This window comes from Empedobacter sp. UBA6305, assembly GCF_002440405.1.
Taxonomy (GTDB): domain Bacteria; phylum Bacteroidota; class Bacteroidia; order Flavobacteriales; family Weeksellaceae; genus Empedobacter; species Empedobacter falsenii_B.
In genome coordinates this window covers 1-16986 of record NZ_DJTP01000026.1, presented here as the reverse complement: position 1 = coordinate 16986, position 16986 = coordinate 1, and the positions used below count along the sequence as shown (strand labels likewise).

At 31.3% G+C, this 16986-nt stretch carries 12 protein-coding genes; 6 read left to right on the top strand and 6 right to left on the bottom strand.

Translation table 11 applies throughout. The features are described from left to right. Positions 1-125: 125 nt before the first annotated feature. The gene (clpB, locus tag B3M86_RS06790; RefSeq protein WP_286474643.1) at positions 126-2738 is read left to right on the top strand and encodes an ATP-dependent chaperone ClpB; all 2613 of its coding nucleotides are present in this window, start codon (positions 126-128) and stop codon (positions 2736-2738) included. 54 nt (positions 2739-2792) lie between these two features. On the opposite strand, the gene B3M86_RS06785 is transcribed toward clpB, so the two are convergent. Then, positions 2793-3302: a DUF2480 family protein gene (locus tag B3M86_RS06785; protein ID WP_221855726.1), complete on the bottom strand. Its 510-nt coding sequence runs from the start codon at positions 3300-3302 to the stop codon at positions 2793-2795. 100 nt (positions 3303-3402) lie between these two features. On the opposite strand from B3M86_RS06785, the gene lpxB reads away from it, so the two are divergent. From lpxB to B3M86_RS06765, 4 genes are all read left to right on the top strand, one after another. Then, entirely contained in the window at positions 3403-4515 is a 1113-nt protein-coding gene (gene lpxB, locus B3M86_RS06780; protein WP_286494960.1) for a lipid-A-disaccharide synthase, read from the top strand. A gap of 246 nt (positions 4516-4761) precedes the next feature. Then, positions 4762-5202 (top strand): hypothetical protein, encoded by a 441-nt coding sequence (locus B3M86_RS06775; RefSeq protein WP_180905443.1) that lies wholly within the window; start codon positions 4762-4764, stop codon positions 5200-5202. A 13-nt stretch (positions 5203-5215) separates the two neighbouring features. Beyond that, positions 5216-5773, top strand: a complete 558-nt coding sequence (locus B3M86_RS06770) for an RNA polymerase sigma factor (protein WP_038333274.1) — start codon at positions 5216-5218, stop codon at positions 5771-5773. After that, positions 5760-7109 carry an outer membrane beta-barrel protein gene (locus tag B3M86_RS06765; protein WP_038333276.1) on the top strand — a complete coding sequence of 450 codons (1350 nt, stop codon included), beginning with the start codon at positions 5760-5762 and terminating at the stop codon, positions 7107-7109. Before B3M86_RS06770 ends, B3M86_RS06765 begins: the two co-directional genes overlap by 14 nt. Positions 7110-7125: 16 nt before the next feature. On the opposite strand, the gene B3M86_RS06760 is transcribed toward B3M86_RS06765, so the two are convergent. Beyond that, positions 7126-7563 carry a DUF2141 domain-containing protein gene (locus tag B3M86_RS06760; RefSeq protein ID WP_260391932.1) on the bottom strand — a complete coding sequence of 146 codons (438 nt, stop codon included), beginning with the start codon at positions 7561-7563 and terminating at the stop codon, positions 7126-7128. 76 nt (positions 7564-7639) lie between these two features. On the opposite strand from B3M86_RS06760, the gene B3M86_RS06755 reads away from it, so the two are divergent. After that, positions 7640-9604 (top strand): ComEC/Rec2 family competence protein, encoded by a 1965-nt coding sequence (locus tag B3M86_RS06755; protein WP_286494961.1) that lies wholly within the window; start codon positions 7640-7642, stop codon positions 9602-9604. Here B3M86_RS06755 and B3M86_RS06750 read toward each other — a convergent pair. The 4 genes from B3M86_RS06750 to B3M86_RS06735 all read right to left on the bottom strand — a co-directional run bounded on the left by B3M86_RS06750 (position 9594) and on the right by B3M86_RS06735 (position 15982). Then, complete coding sequence (locus B3M86_RS06750) at positions 9594-10037, bottom strand: thioredoxin family protein (RefSeq protein WP_125348917.1); 444 nt, start codon at positions 10035-10037, stop codon at positions 9594-9596. The genes B3M86_RS06755 and B3M86_RS06750 overlap by 11 nt on opposite strands. A 15-nt stretch (positions 10038-10052) precedes the next feature. Continuing rightward, a complete protein-coding gene (locus tag B3M86_RS06745) occupies positions 10053-12137 on the bottom strand; it encodes a peptide MFS transporter (protein WP_219034010.1) in 2085 nt (694 codons plus the stop codon). Between the two features lie 29 nt (positions 12138-12166). Beyond that, on the bottom strand, positions 12167-13651 hold the full coding sequence (locus B3M86_RS06740; RefSeq protein ID WP_219034009.1) for a peptide MFS transporter: 1485 nt from the start codon (positions 13649-13651) through the stop codon (positions 12167-12169). A gap of 171 nt (positions 13652-13822) precedes the next feature. Then, positions 13823-15982 carry a S9 family peptidase gene (locus B3M86_RS06735; RefSeq protein WP_291067858.1) on the bottom strand — a complete coding sequence of 720 codons (2160 nt, stop codon included), beginning with the start codon at positions 15980-15982 and terminating at the stop codon, positions 13823-13825. Positions 15983-16986 lie beyond the last annotated feature (1004 nt).

Genomic DNA, 16986 nt, shown 5'->3' with positions numbered 1-16986 from the left:
TTGTCAAAATGTCTCCTTTTTTTATTCAATATAGTCAAAAAGTCAGTTTTTAGGTTTTATTTCTACTTTGGAATTTTTTTTGATGAAGTACAACAAACAAAACCAATATAAAAAACTAAAAACCAATGGATTTTAATCAATTTACAATAAAGGGTCGTGAGGCGATTCAAGCAGCGCAGCAAATTGCAGTTGCTAAAAAAAATCAAGCAATAGAACCAGCTCATATTTTAGGCGGAATGATAGATGTTGATGAAAACGTATTATCATTAATCTTAGAAAAACAAGGTGTAAAAATGGATATGTTGAAACCAGAGCTGGATTTAGAAATCAATAAATATCCAAAAATTGAAGGTCAACAAGGAAATCATCTTTCCAATTCATCTAACCAAATTTTGCAATCTGCACAAGAAATTGCAAAAGAGATGAACGATGATTTTATCACATTAGAGCATTTATTATTAGGTATAATCAAGAATGTATCACCTGTAAGTCAGTTATTAAAAAATAGAGGTGTTACATTCGACAACACAAAAAAATTAGTAACAGAATTGAGAAACGGAGAAAGAGTAACTTCTGAAAACGCAGAAGGAACATATAATTCATTAAATAAATACGCTAAAAATTTAACAGATTTAGCAAAAGAAGGAAAATTAGATCCTGTAATTGGACGTGACGAAGAAATTCGTCGTGTTTTACAAATTCTATCTCGTCGTACAAAAAATAACCCAATCCTTATTGGTGAACCAGGTGTTGGTAAAACTGCTATAGCAGAAGGTTTAGCTCATCGTATCATCAATGGAGATGTTCCTGAAAATCTTTTGAATAAACAAATTTTTTCATTGGATATGGGAGCTTTGGTTGCGGGTGCAAAATACAAAGGTGAGTTCGAAGAGCGTTTGAAAGCCGTTGTAAAAGAGGTAACTGCTTCGAATGGAGAAATTATTTTATTCATCGATGAGATTCACACGCTTGTTGGTGCTGGCGGTGGCGGAGAAGGCGCAATGGATGCAGCAAACATCCTAAAACCTGCTTTGGCTCGTGGCGAATTACGTTCGATTGGTGCTACAACTTTGAATGAATATCAAAAATATTTTGAAAAAGATAAAGCTTTAGAGCGTCGTTTCCAGAAAGTAATGGTTGAAGAGCCAGATGAAGAATCTGCAATTTCTATTCTGCGTGGAATCAAAGATAAATATGAGCAACACCATAAAATTGGAATCAAAGACGAAGCAATTATTGCGGCTGTAAAATTATCAACACGTTATATTACAGATCGTTTTTTACCAGATAAGGCCATCGATTTGATGGACGAAGCGGCTTCTAAGTTGAGAATGGAAATGAATTCTAAACCAGAAGATTTAGATAAATTAGATCGTAGAATTATTCAGTTGGAAATAGAAATTGAAGCGATAAAACGTGAAAATGATGAGAAAAAATTGAATCTTTTGAAAGAAGAATTATCTAATCTTCAAGACGAAAGAAATCAATTGAATTCAAAATGGGAAGCGGAAAGAAATCGTGCCGATGAAGTTCAAGATTTAAGAAAATCTATCGAAAATATCAAATTCGAAATTGAGCGTGCAAAACGTGATTATGATTATGCAAAAGCCTCAAAATTAGAGTTTGAAGATTTAGTAAATGCAAAAAATAATTTAGAAGAAGCTGAACATAATCTTGAACAGAATAAACAAAACAAACTAGTAAAAGAGTTTGTTGATGCAGATGATATTGCAGAAGTTGTATCAAAATGGACTGGAGTTCCAGCTCAGAAAATGATGCAATCTGACCGCGAAAAATTATTGAATTTAGAAAGCGAATTACACAAACGTGTACTTGGACAAGAAGAAGCAATTACGGCTGTTTCTGATGCAATTCGTCGTTCTCGCGCAGGTCTTAGTGACGAAGGAAAACCAATTGGTTCGTTCTTATTCTTAGGTTCGACTGGTGTTGGGAAAACTGAGTTAGCAAAAGCTTTGGCTGAATTTTTATTCGATGATGAAAATGCAATGACTCGTATCGACATGTCCGAATATCAGGAGCGACATGCAGTTTCTCGCTTGGTTGGGGCACCTCCGGGTTACGTTGGTTACGACGAAGGTGGTCAGTTAACAGAAGCAGTTCGTCGTCGTCCTTATTCAGTTATTTTGTTGGACGAAATTGAGAAAGCGCATCCAGATGTTTTCAATATTTTGTTACAAGTTTTGGATGACGGACGTTTGACAGACAACAAAGGTCGTGTGGTTAACTTTAAAAATACGATTATCATTATGACATCGAATTTTGGTTCTCATACGATTTTGGATAAATTCTCGAATATTGACGAAAATAATGTGGCGCAAGTTTATGATGAAACAAAAGATGTCGTTTTTGAGGAATTGAAACAAAACTTTAGACCAGAATTTTTGAATCGTATTGATGAAATTATTTTGTTCCGTCCATTGAGTGAAAATCAAATTTCTGGAATCGTGAATATCTATTTAAGCGGAGTTGCTAAGAAATTAGCACAACGTGATATTACATTAGATATTACGCCAGAAGCTGTCGATTATTTAGCAAGAAAAGGCTACGATCCACAATTCGGAGCACGACCATTGAAACGAGTTATTCAACAAGATGTATTAAATGAACTTTCAAAAGAAATTTTAAAAGGAACAATAAATGATAATGATGCGGTTTTAATCGATTATTTCGAAGAAAAATCTGGAGATAATAAATTAGTTTTCAGAACTAATCAATAAGTATATTACGATTTTATTCATGTGTAAAAAAATCCGCTCGTTGAGCGGATTTTTTTATTTCTTCTTTTTATAAAGCGGAACAGTGCTACACGCTTCACCAAACATTAACGAACTTACAATTGGTTGTAAACGTTCAATCAACTGAATATAAGCTGATTCTGGTACAGGTTTGTGAGAGCAACCTTTCACAATTATTTTTCCATCAACATAATCTTCATAAGGCAAATGATCTACAATTTCTGTGTACAAAATCGTATCCAAATCTTGTAAACTTCCATGTACAATTCGTTTCGCAATTGGCGACAAATAGGTTGCGACCAACAAATAAGCCCAAGACGGAACAATCGCATCCGCAGTACACGTTAACGCTACATATTTATCTTGATATTGTGTCCAATCATGATTTTTCAGATTTTCTCTAAAATCCTTTTCTCTAAGAATCAATTCTTCATATAACCAATCTTTCAAGTCAAAAACAACACGATCTCCATCAGGGTAATAATCCTGTAAATCAATTGTTACTAAACTACTATTGGCAACTTTATTTATAATTTCGTCTGACATTTTTCTTTGTTTGAAAGAGTAAATTTACGCAATAAAAAACATTGAAATCTACTCCACTTATAGATTTCTCCTATCTTTGTAAGAAGAAAAATGATTTCCATTGAAATACTATATCATTGCAGGTGAAGCTTCGGGCGATTTGCACGCATCGAACTTAATGAAAGAATTAAAATTAAAAGATCCACAAGCTGAATTCAGATTTTGGGGAGGAGATTTGATGCAAACGCAAGGCGGAACTTTAGTCAAACATTACAGAGATTTGGCGTTTATGGGTTTTGCTGAAGTTGTAATGAATTTGAGAACGATTTTAGGAAATATTTCGGTTGCTAAAAAAGACATCGAAGCTTATCAGCCAGATGCAGTTATTTTAGTTGATTATCCTGGTTTTAATCTCAGAATTGCTGAATTTGTAAAAAGTCTTGGAATTAAAATTTACTATTATATTTCGCCACAAATTTGGGCTTGGAAAACTGGTCGAGTTCATAAAATCAAAAAAGTTGTCGACAAAATGTTTGTGATTCTTCCGTTCGAAGAAGAATTTTATCAACGTTACAATTACAAAGTAGATTTTGTCGGAAATCCATTATTAGATTCGTTGAATAATCTTCCGCCAATTGATGAACAACAATTTAGAAAAGATCATAATTTAGACGAAAGACCAATTATTGCTTTACTTCCTGGAAGCCGAACACAAGAAATTAAAGTCAAATTACCTTTGATGCTTTCAGTGGAAAAAGATTTTCCCGATTATCAATTTGTTGTGGCTGGTGCACCATCTCAACCAATCGAAAATTATAAAAAAATTGCAGGCAACAACTTGAAAATTGTTGAGAATAGAACCTATGATTTATTACGAGTTTCTCATGCAGCCTTGGTTACATCAGGAACAGCAACATTAGAAACTGCTTTACTGAAAGTTCCAGAAGTTGTTTGTTACAAAGGAAATGCTATTTCGTACGAAATCGGAAAACGTGTTGTAAAAAACATTCGTTTTATTTCGTTGGTAAACTTGATTATGGACGAAGAAGTAGTGAAAGAGTTAATTCAATATGATTTAACTTACGAAAATATCAAACGAGAATTAGATTTAATTTTAAATTCTCCTAAACGTGAAAAAATCATGAAAAGCTACGAAGAATTGTATCATAAACTTGGTGGAATTGGCGCTTCAGAAAGAACCGCTTCACTAATTACTGAGGACTTAAAAAAATAATTAAAAAAAAGTAAAAGTTTGACGCAACCTTTTATTGTTTTTTTAATCTTGTAAGCTATAGATGTCATTCAGATCTAATTATTAAAATGTTTCAGGATTGACTTAATTAAAGTTTACACCTATTCTAACAAAGTAATCCTCTTGATTTTCAAGGGGTTTTCTTATTCTATATATTAATTTCTTATTCTTTCACGCAACCTTTTCTAAAATCTATATCTTATTTTTATAACGATTAAAACTCATACAATGAAATTAATGAAAAGATTAAGCATGTTTGCTTTGGTAGGTATTTTAGGTTTATCAACATTTAGTTGTTTAAATAATGATGACTCAGATTATATGAATTATGGTTTTTTAGCAACAACGGCAATTAATGTTCATGAAGACTCTATTCAGCCAGTAGGAAAAACTACAAATATTCGAGTAACGTACGAAAAAACAAATTCTTGTCAAAATTTTATTCAATTTAGCTCTTTACAAGGAAGTACAACTTTTAAACACAACATTGGTGTTTATGCAAGTCAAAGTAATGGAAACTGCACGCAAAATACTTCGTACGAAACAAAAACTTTGAAGTTTACACCTAAAGAAGCTGGTGAGTACACATTAAGATTTTGGACGGGAAATAAACCAAATTCAACTGAACCAATTTATGACTCAATTGTGTTAAATATCAAAGAAAAATAAAGTCCAATAAGTTTTGAATAGTGACTCTCTTGAAATTTTAATCAAGCAATGTCAAGAACAAAATAGAAAAGCTCAAGAAGAAATTTATGTTGAGTTTTCACCTGTTTTGTTCTCGATCTGTCTTCGTTATGCCGAAAATTATGAAGATGCGCAAGATATTTTTCAAGAGGGTTTTATTCATATCTTCAATAAAATAAATCAATTCAAATTCGAAGGATCTTTTGAAGGTTGGATGAAACGGATAATGGTAAATCTTAATTTAGAAAAACTAAAAAAGAAGAATAATTTACCTTTTGAAGATTTCGAAAATCTCATTATCACACAGGAAGATGACGACGAAGTTGAAGAAGATTTTGATTATCAACAGTTGTTAGAAGCCGTTCATAATCTTCCACCACAATATAGGCAAGTTTTTAACCTCTACGTTTTTGAAGAATATTCGCACCAAGAAATTGCAGAAATGCTGACCATTTCGGTTGGAACTTCAAAATCAAACTTATCAAGAGCACGAAATTTATTAAAACAAAAACTCAATCAATTAAAAACTGTCACAGAAGATGAACAAATTTGATCAACATATTAAAGATAAACTCTCGCAACCACAACTTCCTCCTTTGGATGCTTGGAAAAATATTCAGGAGAAATTAGACGAGAAAGAAAAGAAAAAACGAATCATTCCTTTATTTTATTGGATTGGTTCTACTGCGGCATGTTTAGTTGTGGGAATTTCTATCTATTATTTTAATCAAAATGATACAATTAACGTTAATCATATGCCGACTAATGAAGTTGTAAAAACAAAATCGACTTCTAAAGAATCTATCAAAAAAGATTGGAATAATATTGAACATACAAATGAAAAGTCTTTTGATAATAAGATTGTTTCTTCTGTAAAAAAATCTTCTAAATCAAATCAAAAAACAATTCAAAGTTCAAGTTCATATTTTGAAAATATAATTGGAGAATCAACTTTATTTTCGAATACAATTCCAAATCAAAAAGAAGATAAAACACTAGAATTATCTCAAAAGAATTCAACTCAAAAAGATAATTTTGTACAAAATAATTCTTCAATCAATCCAAAAAATGAAGTTTCTGAAAAAGAAACTAATCCTAAAATTTTAGAAGAAAAACCATTAGAATTAGTTCTTCAAGAAGAGGAAAAAAAGAAAGAGAAAGTAGAAATCAAACAGAAATCTCCACTTCTGACGATTTCTTCGTACATCAATCCAACAAAAGTGTTAGAATCAAAATCTATTTTAGCAAATGAATTTAATGATTACAACATCAAAAATAACATTACAGTTGCTTATGGCGCAAAAGTTTCTGTTCGATTAAATGATAAGATAAATGTTCGTTCGGGAATTGCAAAAGTTGAGTTGGAACAAAATACAACCAATATAAATTCGGGAATCAATACAGGTGTTTATGCACTTTCTGCAAGCATGCCAAAATCATCTAACAATATCACATATCATTCGAATATTCGAGTTGTAGGTGATAATATATCACATACAACAATGACCATGTTGTCTTCTGAAACCAATACTATGGAACAAAAAGTTCATTACATCGAAGTTCCATTAGAAGTTGAATATAAATTGGCAAGTTTTGATAAATTCAATATTATAGCAATAGCGGGAGGAAGTTATTTTGCTGTAACGAAAAATTCTATTTCATTAGCTGATACTAATACAAGATCAAATTATAAATTAGGCGAAGCAAATAACTTAAATAATTCGAGTTATAGCGCTAACGCTGGAGTTAAGTTAGAGTATAATTTATCAAATAAATCAAGTATAAATTTGGAACCAAATTATAGATATATGCTAAATCCATTGAAAAATGTAGATGCTAAAAATCCTTCTTTATTAGGATTGAATATAGGTTTTTCAATTAAATTTTAACAAAAAAAGACGAAGATTATTCTTCGCCTTTGTTATTGTTTAATTTGATTACAATTGTATTATTTTCTTCAGTCATATCCACTTTGGCTTCCTCAAAAGTTGGCTCACGCAAAATAGGATCTAAATTCTTAGAAAAACCATACGGTTCTTTACGCACACCCAAAAAACTTTTATCAAGCTGTTTATTATTGTTCGTATCCAAATACACTTTTACCGCATAAAATGTTGGCTCAATATCTTTAAAAACCGTTTCATACTTGTCTATATCAGCAACTGGAACGTACAATTTTTTGAATGCATTTTGACCTTTTGTATAATTTTCTACATTTCTATAAAACTCTATAGCCAAATTTCCTTTCATTTTCTTAAGGTTTGTGATTGATAGTTTTACATCAATTTGAGCCATTGCCATTTGAGTAAAAAATAACACAATTAATATAAGAATCTTCTTCATTTTTTTATTTTTTTAATCAATTCATTTACAAATAATTAAAACCTACTATTTGTAAAAAAATTTATAAATTATTAGGATGAAAAAGTATCTCTTTTTTACCCTAACAATTTGTTTCTCAATCGGAATAATTTTATCCGAATTATTAATTCCTGCTACAAATTTACGAATTATATTTTTTTCATTAATTATTCTACTTTTTATCTCTTTGTTAAAAAATAATAATCGTCAAAATATAATCACTTTTTTAGGCATTTCGATGATTTTAGGCTATTATATTCATCAAAATTATAATAGACATTCAAAAATTGATTTCGAATCTGTTTCGAGAATTCATTTACTAAAAGTCGTTTATAGTTCTAATTCTACCGAAAAATATACCAATTACGTTGTAAAAGATATTGAAACGAATGAGCAAATTTTACTTCATATCAAACCTCAACAACAAATTTTATATCCCAATGATGAAATCATAATTTTAGGAGAAAAAAGAGAAATCCAAGAACCGTTAAATCCATATCAATTTGATTATAAACGTTTCTTAAACAGAAAACGAATTTATTCTCAAATCTTTACAAATGAAATTATTTCTATTCACAAAGAAGGAAATGGATTTCGAAATTGGGTTGCCAAATCGAAAGTCAAGATTCGAAAAGAACTAACAGAACAAGGTTATTCCCTTGAAAGTAGAGCGATTATTTCGTCTATGCTTTTGGGTGATAGAACAGAGCTTTCGCAAGAACTCAATCAAAGTTATGTAGCAACAGGAGTTGTGCATATTTTATCCATTTCTGGTTTACATGTGATGATGATTTACATGATTTTACAATTCGTTTTACAACCATTATTAAAGCTAAAACAAGGTCGAAAAATTAGAATAATTATTAGCTTAATATTTATCTGGATCTTTGCTTTTTATGTCGAATTACAACCGCCAGTTTTTCGTTCTGCGTTGATGATTACCATTTATTATATTAGCGAATTACTCAACCGACCAAAAAATATTTTTCACACACTTTCACTTTCTGCTTTTATCATTCTAGTTTTTCAACCTAATTATTTGTTTGATGTTGGCTTTCAATTGAGTTTTTCAGCGGTCTTTTTCATTGTTTGGCTCAATCCAATTTTTGAGTATTATTGGAAAGTTAAAAATAGTTTCCTGAAGAAAATCAAGATTATGATTGAAACAAGTTTATCTGCTCAATTAGGAACTTTACCAATTTCGGTCTTGTATTTTAATCAATTTTCAGGATTGTTTTTATTTGGAAATTTAGTCTTGATTCCTGCTTCCTTTTTTATGATTTGTGGCGGAATAATTAGTATTCTTCTCATCATTTTCGATCTTAATATTCCAATCTATACATGGATTTTCAATCATTTTATCTATTACTCAAATCAATATATTTATTGGTTAGCGAACTTCAAGTTTATTGCAAAAGATGTTTACATCAGTTTATTTACCGCAATTTTGATTGGCGTTATTTTATATGCATCAAAACCATTGTTCCTAAAAAAATCTAAACTAGCATTATTTGTTTGTTTAATTTCTTTATTTCTAATTCAAGTGGAACGATTTCACCAAATTAATCAACTCAATCATTCGAATGAATTAATCGTTTTTAATCAATACAAGAATAGTATTATCGGCATAAGAAATCAACGAAGTTTAAGCATTTTAAGTGAAAATCCTTTAGATGAAAAAACATATAATTTTACGATTAAACCATATAAAATCCACGAAAGAATAAAAGATGTTAGTTTCTACTCTTATGATTCAGACTTTAAACATCAACATTTTATCAAACATCCAAATTCTATTGAAACGAAGTCATTTAAGCTCTTATTAAATGAAGAACATTCTGATATTCCTTTTTATGTGTTAATTCATCAATCAAATCTTTATCCTTTCGAAAATAATGAAAATTTAAAAAGGGTAATTGCTGATGCCAGCAACTACCCTTCTATTGTTACAGAACTCGAAAAAACTTCTGATTCTGTTTTATGGAAAACCTCTCAACAAGGTTATTTCTCGATTAAATTTTAATATCGTTTATGAAATCTGTTGAACTACGATAACCCAAAACGACTTTGTTGATATCTCCTTTTCCGTTCATCAAAACAGTTGCAGGATAACTCAATTGTCCGTTTGTAAAGGCATATGCCATATAATTCGCTTTAGCAGGCGCAATATATGTGTACTGAATTCCCATAAATTTTACCATATCCTTTGTTTCTGCATCAAATTTTACCGCAATGTAATTTTTGTTTACATAATCTGCGACTTTATTATCTGTAAAAGTTTCTTTGTCCAAACGCTTACAGAATCCACACCAAGTTGTATAAAAATTAATCAATACAGGTTTTTCTGGATGTGCTTTTATTTCCTTTGTTGCTTCGTCTAATGATAACCATTTAATTTCTTGTCCGAAAAGAAATGATGATAAAATTAGGGCAGCGATTGCTAAGCTTGATTTCATAAATTTCAATCTTTATTATTTAACTCCGTGCATCAATTTCTTCATAACTGGATTTAATGCGATAACGATTAAACCTGCTACAATTGGTACAATTGTAAAAATTAAGAAGAAAGTTGATAACGAATATTCTTTTGTAATATTTTCGATTTGACCTCCTAAAATGGCTGCCAATTTGTTACCAATTGCAATTGCAAGGTACCACATTCCGAACATAAATGCAATCATACGTGCTGGAACTAATTTTGATACGTACGAAAGTCCAACTGGAGATAAACAGAGCTCGCCCAATGTATGGAACAAATAAGCTAATACTAACCAGATGATAGAAACGCGAACGCCTTCTGAAATTCCGTAAGAACCGAAAGCTAAGAATCCGAATCCGATTGCCATAATGATTAATCCTAAACCATATTTTACAGAAGCTGATGGGTTGTATTTAGAATCCCAAACACGAGAAACTAATGAAGCTAATGCAATGATGAAGAAAGAGTTTAATGTAGAGAACCAAGAAACGGTAATTTCTACTTGAGAATCTTTAATCTCTGCTACTTTCGCAGGAACAACTTCAGATGGTTTGTTTTGATTTTTATATTCAGTATCTAATTTCACTAAACTTTCTGGAGAAACTAATACAAATTTATCTCCTTCTTTGTGAATGCTAATATCTGAACCTTTTGTTAAAGCGTCTTGAGAAGCTAAATTAATTGTTTCAGTAACAATTTTATCTGTAGAATTTGCAACATAAGAAGCCGTAACTGGTGTTTTATCAAAAACAGGTTGACCTTCTTCGTTCATCACTTGTTTACCAGAGTCGTCTAATTTAGCCGTTTCAATTGCTTGGTAAGAAACATCGTAAGAGTGAGAAGTCCAGTTATAGTTTAACATCCAAATTGCAGCAGCCCAAATTCCTAAGAAAGTAAACGCTAAAACAACATTAGATAAAGCCGCTTTTTTAAATGTTTGTTTTGCTAATAAAATCAATACATACGAGATGAACAATAATGGAACAACTGTTAATAATGTATTGAAAACGTTGAATGCCATTGCAGCACCTCCAATTAAGTTACGTTCTGTATTATCACGCGCAAAGATTACTAATGATGTAGCTCCTTGTTCGAAAGACATCCAGAAGAAGATAACGAAGAAAGCAAAAATAATTACCGCAATCATACGATCACGAACCACTTTTGTATAATTTGCCAAACGACGAATTACCACAAAGAAGAACAAGAATAATGCTACTAAAATAACGACATTTTGTCCTGATAATCCTCCGATAGAGAATGGGAATAAGTTAATTCCACCAATTGCATTTAACGGATCATTGAACGCATATCCTAATCCTAAAAGCGTCATAATAACGATCAATACTTGATCTAATACTGTAAAAGGATTTGGTTTTTCTCCTGGTTCGTATTTTGGTGTATCATCATCAGCAGTAATTTGATTTCCTGTTTTTGAAGGAACTTCACCAATATGCCCAAATAATGGTTTTGCTAACCAGAACTGTAATGTTCCTAATAACATGAAGATTCCAGCTAAACCGAATCCCCAGTGCCATCCTACTTTTTCTGCTAAGAATCCACATAACATCATTCCGAAGAATGCACCAGCGTTAACTCCCATGTAGAAAATTGTATAAGCACCATCCTTTTTCTCAGGAAAGTCTTTGTACATTTCTGATAAGATAGATGTCATATTTGGTTTAAAGAATCCTGTTCCGATAACCAAACACGCCAATCCTAAATATAAAAAGATAGGTGTATCAAAAGCCATGAATGCGTGACCAAGAGTCATAATAATCGCACCAATTACTACTGCCCAACGATAACCTATGTATTTGTCGGCAATAATCCCTCCAAAGATGGGCGTAATGTAAAGTAACATTGCGTATGTTCCATATAAAGCGGTTGCTTTTTCTATAGACCATTCCCAACCTGGATTTAACCCAATAACTGCAGCTGTTAAAAACTGAATTAATAAAACGCGCATTCCGTAGAATGAAAAACGCTCCCACATCTCTGTAAAGAAAAGCACGAACAATCCCGACGGGTGTCCTAATACTTTTGAATCAAAGAAATTTTCCGATTTTGAACTCATGTTTGTTTGTTAAAAGTATATCTTAAAAGTTATTTTACGTCTTGCATTAATTTACGAATAAATGGAGACAATACGATGACAATAACACCTGCAACTAAAGAATAAATTGCCAATTGTTGATAACCATCTGTGTAAGCCATTAATTTATCTGTTAAAGATGCAGTTGGACTTGGATCTGACATTCCAGCTCCTAAGATTCCTGCTAAATATTGCCCGTAAGCAGATGCTAAGAACCATAATCCCATCATCATTCCTCCTAAGTGTTTTGGAGATAATTTTGTTACCATTGATAATCCAATTGGTGATAAACACAACTCTGCAATTGTAACTGCAAAATATGCTAATGCAAATATTTCTAATGATGATAATCCATTTTCGTCAGCAAAAAATCTTAATGAATAGAAGATATAATAAGCCCCTGCTAACATCAAGAAGGCTAAACCAAATTTTACAACTGTGTTTGGCTCAATTTTCTTTTTCGCCATCCATAACCAAACTAATCCTAATAAAGGTGAGAAAATAATAACATACAATGAATTTGCACTATTATTTACAATGTTTGGATCTAATGGAACGCTAAATAAAGTTGAATGTAAGTTTTTGTTAGCAAACAAAGCTAAAGAACCTCCTGCTTGCTCAAAAATTGCAAAGAATAAAATAGAGAACGTAATCATGATAAAAGCAGCGATAAACTTACTTTTTTCTTTAGAACTTGGTATTTTATATAATTGAATTAAATAATAAATAATTGCCAATGGTCCTACAATAAACATAAACATATCTGTGTATGCTGTATTATGAATCATGATAAAAATTAAAGGAATACAAACCAATGCTCCTACATATACGGCTACTTCTCTAATTAATCTTTTCTTAGGATCCATTTTTTCAAGTGGAGAATCTCCAATTGGTCCCAGCTCGTTACGGATAAATAAGAATAAAACAACTCCAATTATCATTACGATACCAGCCGCTAAGAAAGCATAATTCCAACCAACTTGTTTACCTAAATAAACACAAACTATACCTCCTAAAAATGCACCTATATTAATCCCTGAATAAAATAAACCGAATCCGGCATCACGTCTTGGATCATCTGCTTTGTACAGTTCTCCAACCATCGAAGAAATATTTGGTTTGAAAAAACCTGTTCCAATAATACTTAATGTAATTCCGTAATAGAAAAATTGATGAGGATCTGTTGCAATTAATAAGTTTCCTGCAACCATTACCAACCCTCCGAAGATTAATGATTTTTTGAATCCTAAGATTCTATCTGCAAAAATACCTCCAATAAAAGTAAATGCATAAACAAAAGCTTGGATTGCTCCATATTTTAAATTTGATTCTGCATCCGTTAATCCCAACATATCTACCATAAAAATGGCAAGAACTCCTCTCATTCCATAGAAGCAGAAACGCTCCCACATTTCTACCATAAACAAATGCCAAAGCTGTTTTGGGTATTTCCCTTCAAAGTTTTGAATTTGCTCTAAAGTTAATTTTTGACTCATAATTTCTTTAACTAAGCGCTAATATATCATTTAGATTTTATTAGCAATCAACGAAAATAAAAAAAACCTCCGACAATGCAGAGGTTTTTTTTGTTTAATGTATGATTTTTGTCAATTTGAATAATGTTTCATCTTATTCATTGGCGTATTCTAATAAATACAGCTTTTTTCTTACAAATTCTTCTTGATAAAATTTGTCATTTTACGATATAACTGAATTCTTGTGTTTCCACCATAAATCCCGTGATCTTTATCGGTATAGATTGCCATATCAAAATCTTTGTTCGCTTGTACCAACGCTTCCGACAATTCGAATGTGTTTTGTGGATGTACATTATCATCAGCAGAACCAGAAATTAATAAGAAATTACCTTTCAAGTCGTTTGCATAATTAATCGGTGAATTATCGTCATAACCAGCAGCATTCTCTTCTGGTGTACGCATAAAACGCTCTGTATAAACAGAATCATAATAACGCCAATTCGTTACAGGAGCAACTGCAATTGCCGCTTTGAACACATCATTCCCTTTGAATAATACATTCGAAGCCATGAATCCTCCATAAGACCAACCCCAAATTCCGATACGAGATTTGTCCACATAAGGTAAATTACCAATCTCTTTTGCTGCTGCAATTTGATCTTCTACCTCATATTTCCCTAATTGCAAATACGTTTGTTTCTTGAAAGCTTCTCCTTTATATCCCGTTCCTCGACCGTCAACACAGAAAACGATGTAACCTTCTTGTGCCAACATCATGTGCCAATAATCATTCGAGTTGAAATACGCATTGTTTACATTCTGAGAACCCGGTCCAGAATATTGATACATCAAAACTGGGTATTTTTTAGTTGGATCAAAGTTCTTTGGTTTGATTACATAAGCATTCAACTCATTTCCAGCCGCAGTTTTCAACACAAATAATTCTTTTGTTCCAATATTATCTGTATTCAATTTATCTTTTAAAGAAGTATTGTCAACGATAACACCCAAATCTTTACCAGATTTAGATTCTACTAAACTAATTGTTTTTGGAGTCGTTGTATTCGAAAAAGTATTAATGAAATAAGTAAAATTCTTACTGAAAGCAGCCGAATTTGTTCCATTATTTTTCGTCAACATTGTAGTTTTCTTACCATCTAAACTAACCGAAGAAATTTGTCTTTCTGTCGAAATACGTTTTCCATTATTCGAGTTAGATTGATAATAAAGTGTTTTATTACCAGGATTATACCCATAGTAATTCGTTACCTCCCAATCTCCTTTCGTCACTTGGTTAATTAGCTTTCCGTTATCTGCATAATGGTAAATATGGTTATTTCCATCGCGCTCAGAAGTCCATAAGAACGAATTATCTGCTAAAAACTCTAACGTTAAATTATCCGTTTCTATCCACGCTTTATTTGTTTCAGTAAATAATTTATTTACTTTTTTCGTGTTGATATCATAAAACGAAACATCTACATTATTTTGATGACGGTTAGACGTTACAACCGTTAATAAATTCGCTTTTGTAGAGAACTTAATTTTAGGAATATAATAATTCTGAACTCCGCCTAAATTAACATTTGCAGTTGAGTTATTCTTCGTATCAAAAACATGTAACGAAACTTCCGAATTATCTTGCCCTGCCTTTGGATATTTGTAACGTAATTCTTGTGGATAAAGATTGTTGTGGTAAATCGGAATATTAATTTCTTTCACTTTCGATTCGTCAAAACGAACATAAGCCAAAGATGTTCCATCAGCATTCCAATCAAAATTTCTTACGAAACCAAATTCTTCTTCATAAACCCAATCATTAATCCCGTTGATAATATTATTCTTTTTACCATCAGTCGTAACTTGCGTTACCTTGTTCGATTTTAAGTCTTGAATGTATAAATTATTCTCAAAAGCAAAAGCTACCTTAGAAGCATCTGGCGAAAACAAAGGCTCTTGAATTCCTTTTCCATCAAATAACAATACTTTCGATTTTGTTTGCGTATCATACACCTCAAACTTTGCTGTAAACGAATGACGATAAATTTGGTGCGGATTAGTTTGCAATAAAACGTAACGCTCATCAGAACTAAATTCATAACCTTCAAACTTTCCTGGAACGACAACAATATCAGAAGTCTGACCTTTTTTCAATGTCGATTCGTACGAACGTTTTACCAATCCGTCTTTTGTCAGAATAGTATAATTTTCTCCATCGTTCAATGAGTTCACACCGTACAATGAATTTTCGCGGTATTTTCCGCCATATATCCCTTCAATGGTTATTTGTTGTGCATAAGAATAAGCGCCCATCGCAAGGACAGCCAAACTTAAAATAAATTTTTTCATATTAATTTTCTAATCATGTGAGTTCAAACAATCAAATATAAACAATTCTATTTTCTCAAATAACACATTTCCTCGAATAATCCATTATAATCGTTCATATAAACGAAAAACTCTTCACTATTTTATATTTTAAACAATTTACAGATAATCGTATTTCATCATTCTTATCAAAAATATTTTTTATTCAAAAAAAAAATACTTAAATTAATCAAATATTTGTAATTTAATCATTTAAACAATACAAATTACATTTTTTACAAAAAGTGACCACAAATGTCCGGTTTTGTCCACTTCTGTCCTCCAGTATTTTTATCAACAATATGTTTTAGTTAATTGAAACTCCTATACAAACCTCTGTATATCTATGTTTCACATCATCTCGAAAAATAGCTCATTTTACTCTTGTTCGACCATCGTTCGACAAACTTGCGGAAAAATGCACCTTTGCGAGGACAATGGTCGAAGAACGGTCGAAGAAAACACGAATAAACTCTGTAGAGATTTATAAAAAAAAATAATAATGTTGCAGTAAAAAATTAGTACGAAAGAAAAATAATTTTGTCTGATATGAATACCTTCACTCAACGATAAAATGCGTCTTTCAGAGCATTTTAAATTACAAATTTGTTTATTCAAAACTGCACTCTCACGCAATCAGTGTTTTAACCTAAAAATCTTTGGTGTATAATAATGATTATGTTTAATAGACCTTAATAATGTAAATATTGTTTATTTTCTATTTGAAAAATGATTTCTTATTCCTTTCATCATGTTAAGATAAATAAGTCTTATACCTTTTCTTATACTGTATTTTTTTTAGGATTTCCAAATCAAGATGAAACAAATGATGGAAGAAGAATGAATTGACAAACGAACACAGTTGCCAATACTTTTATTCAACACGTAATAGGGTCGATTAATAAACTAATTTTATCAATTTGATAGATATAAAAAAAGGATTTTTAAAACAAAATCCTTTTTATAGGCAATATCCAAAAAACTGT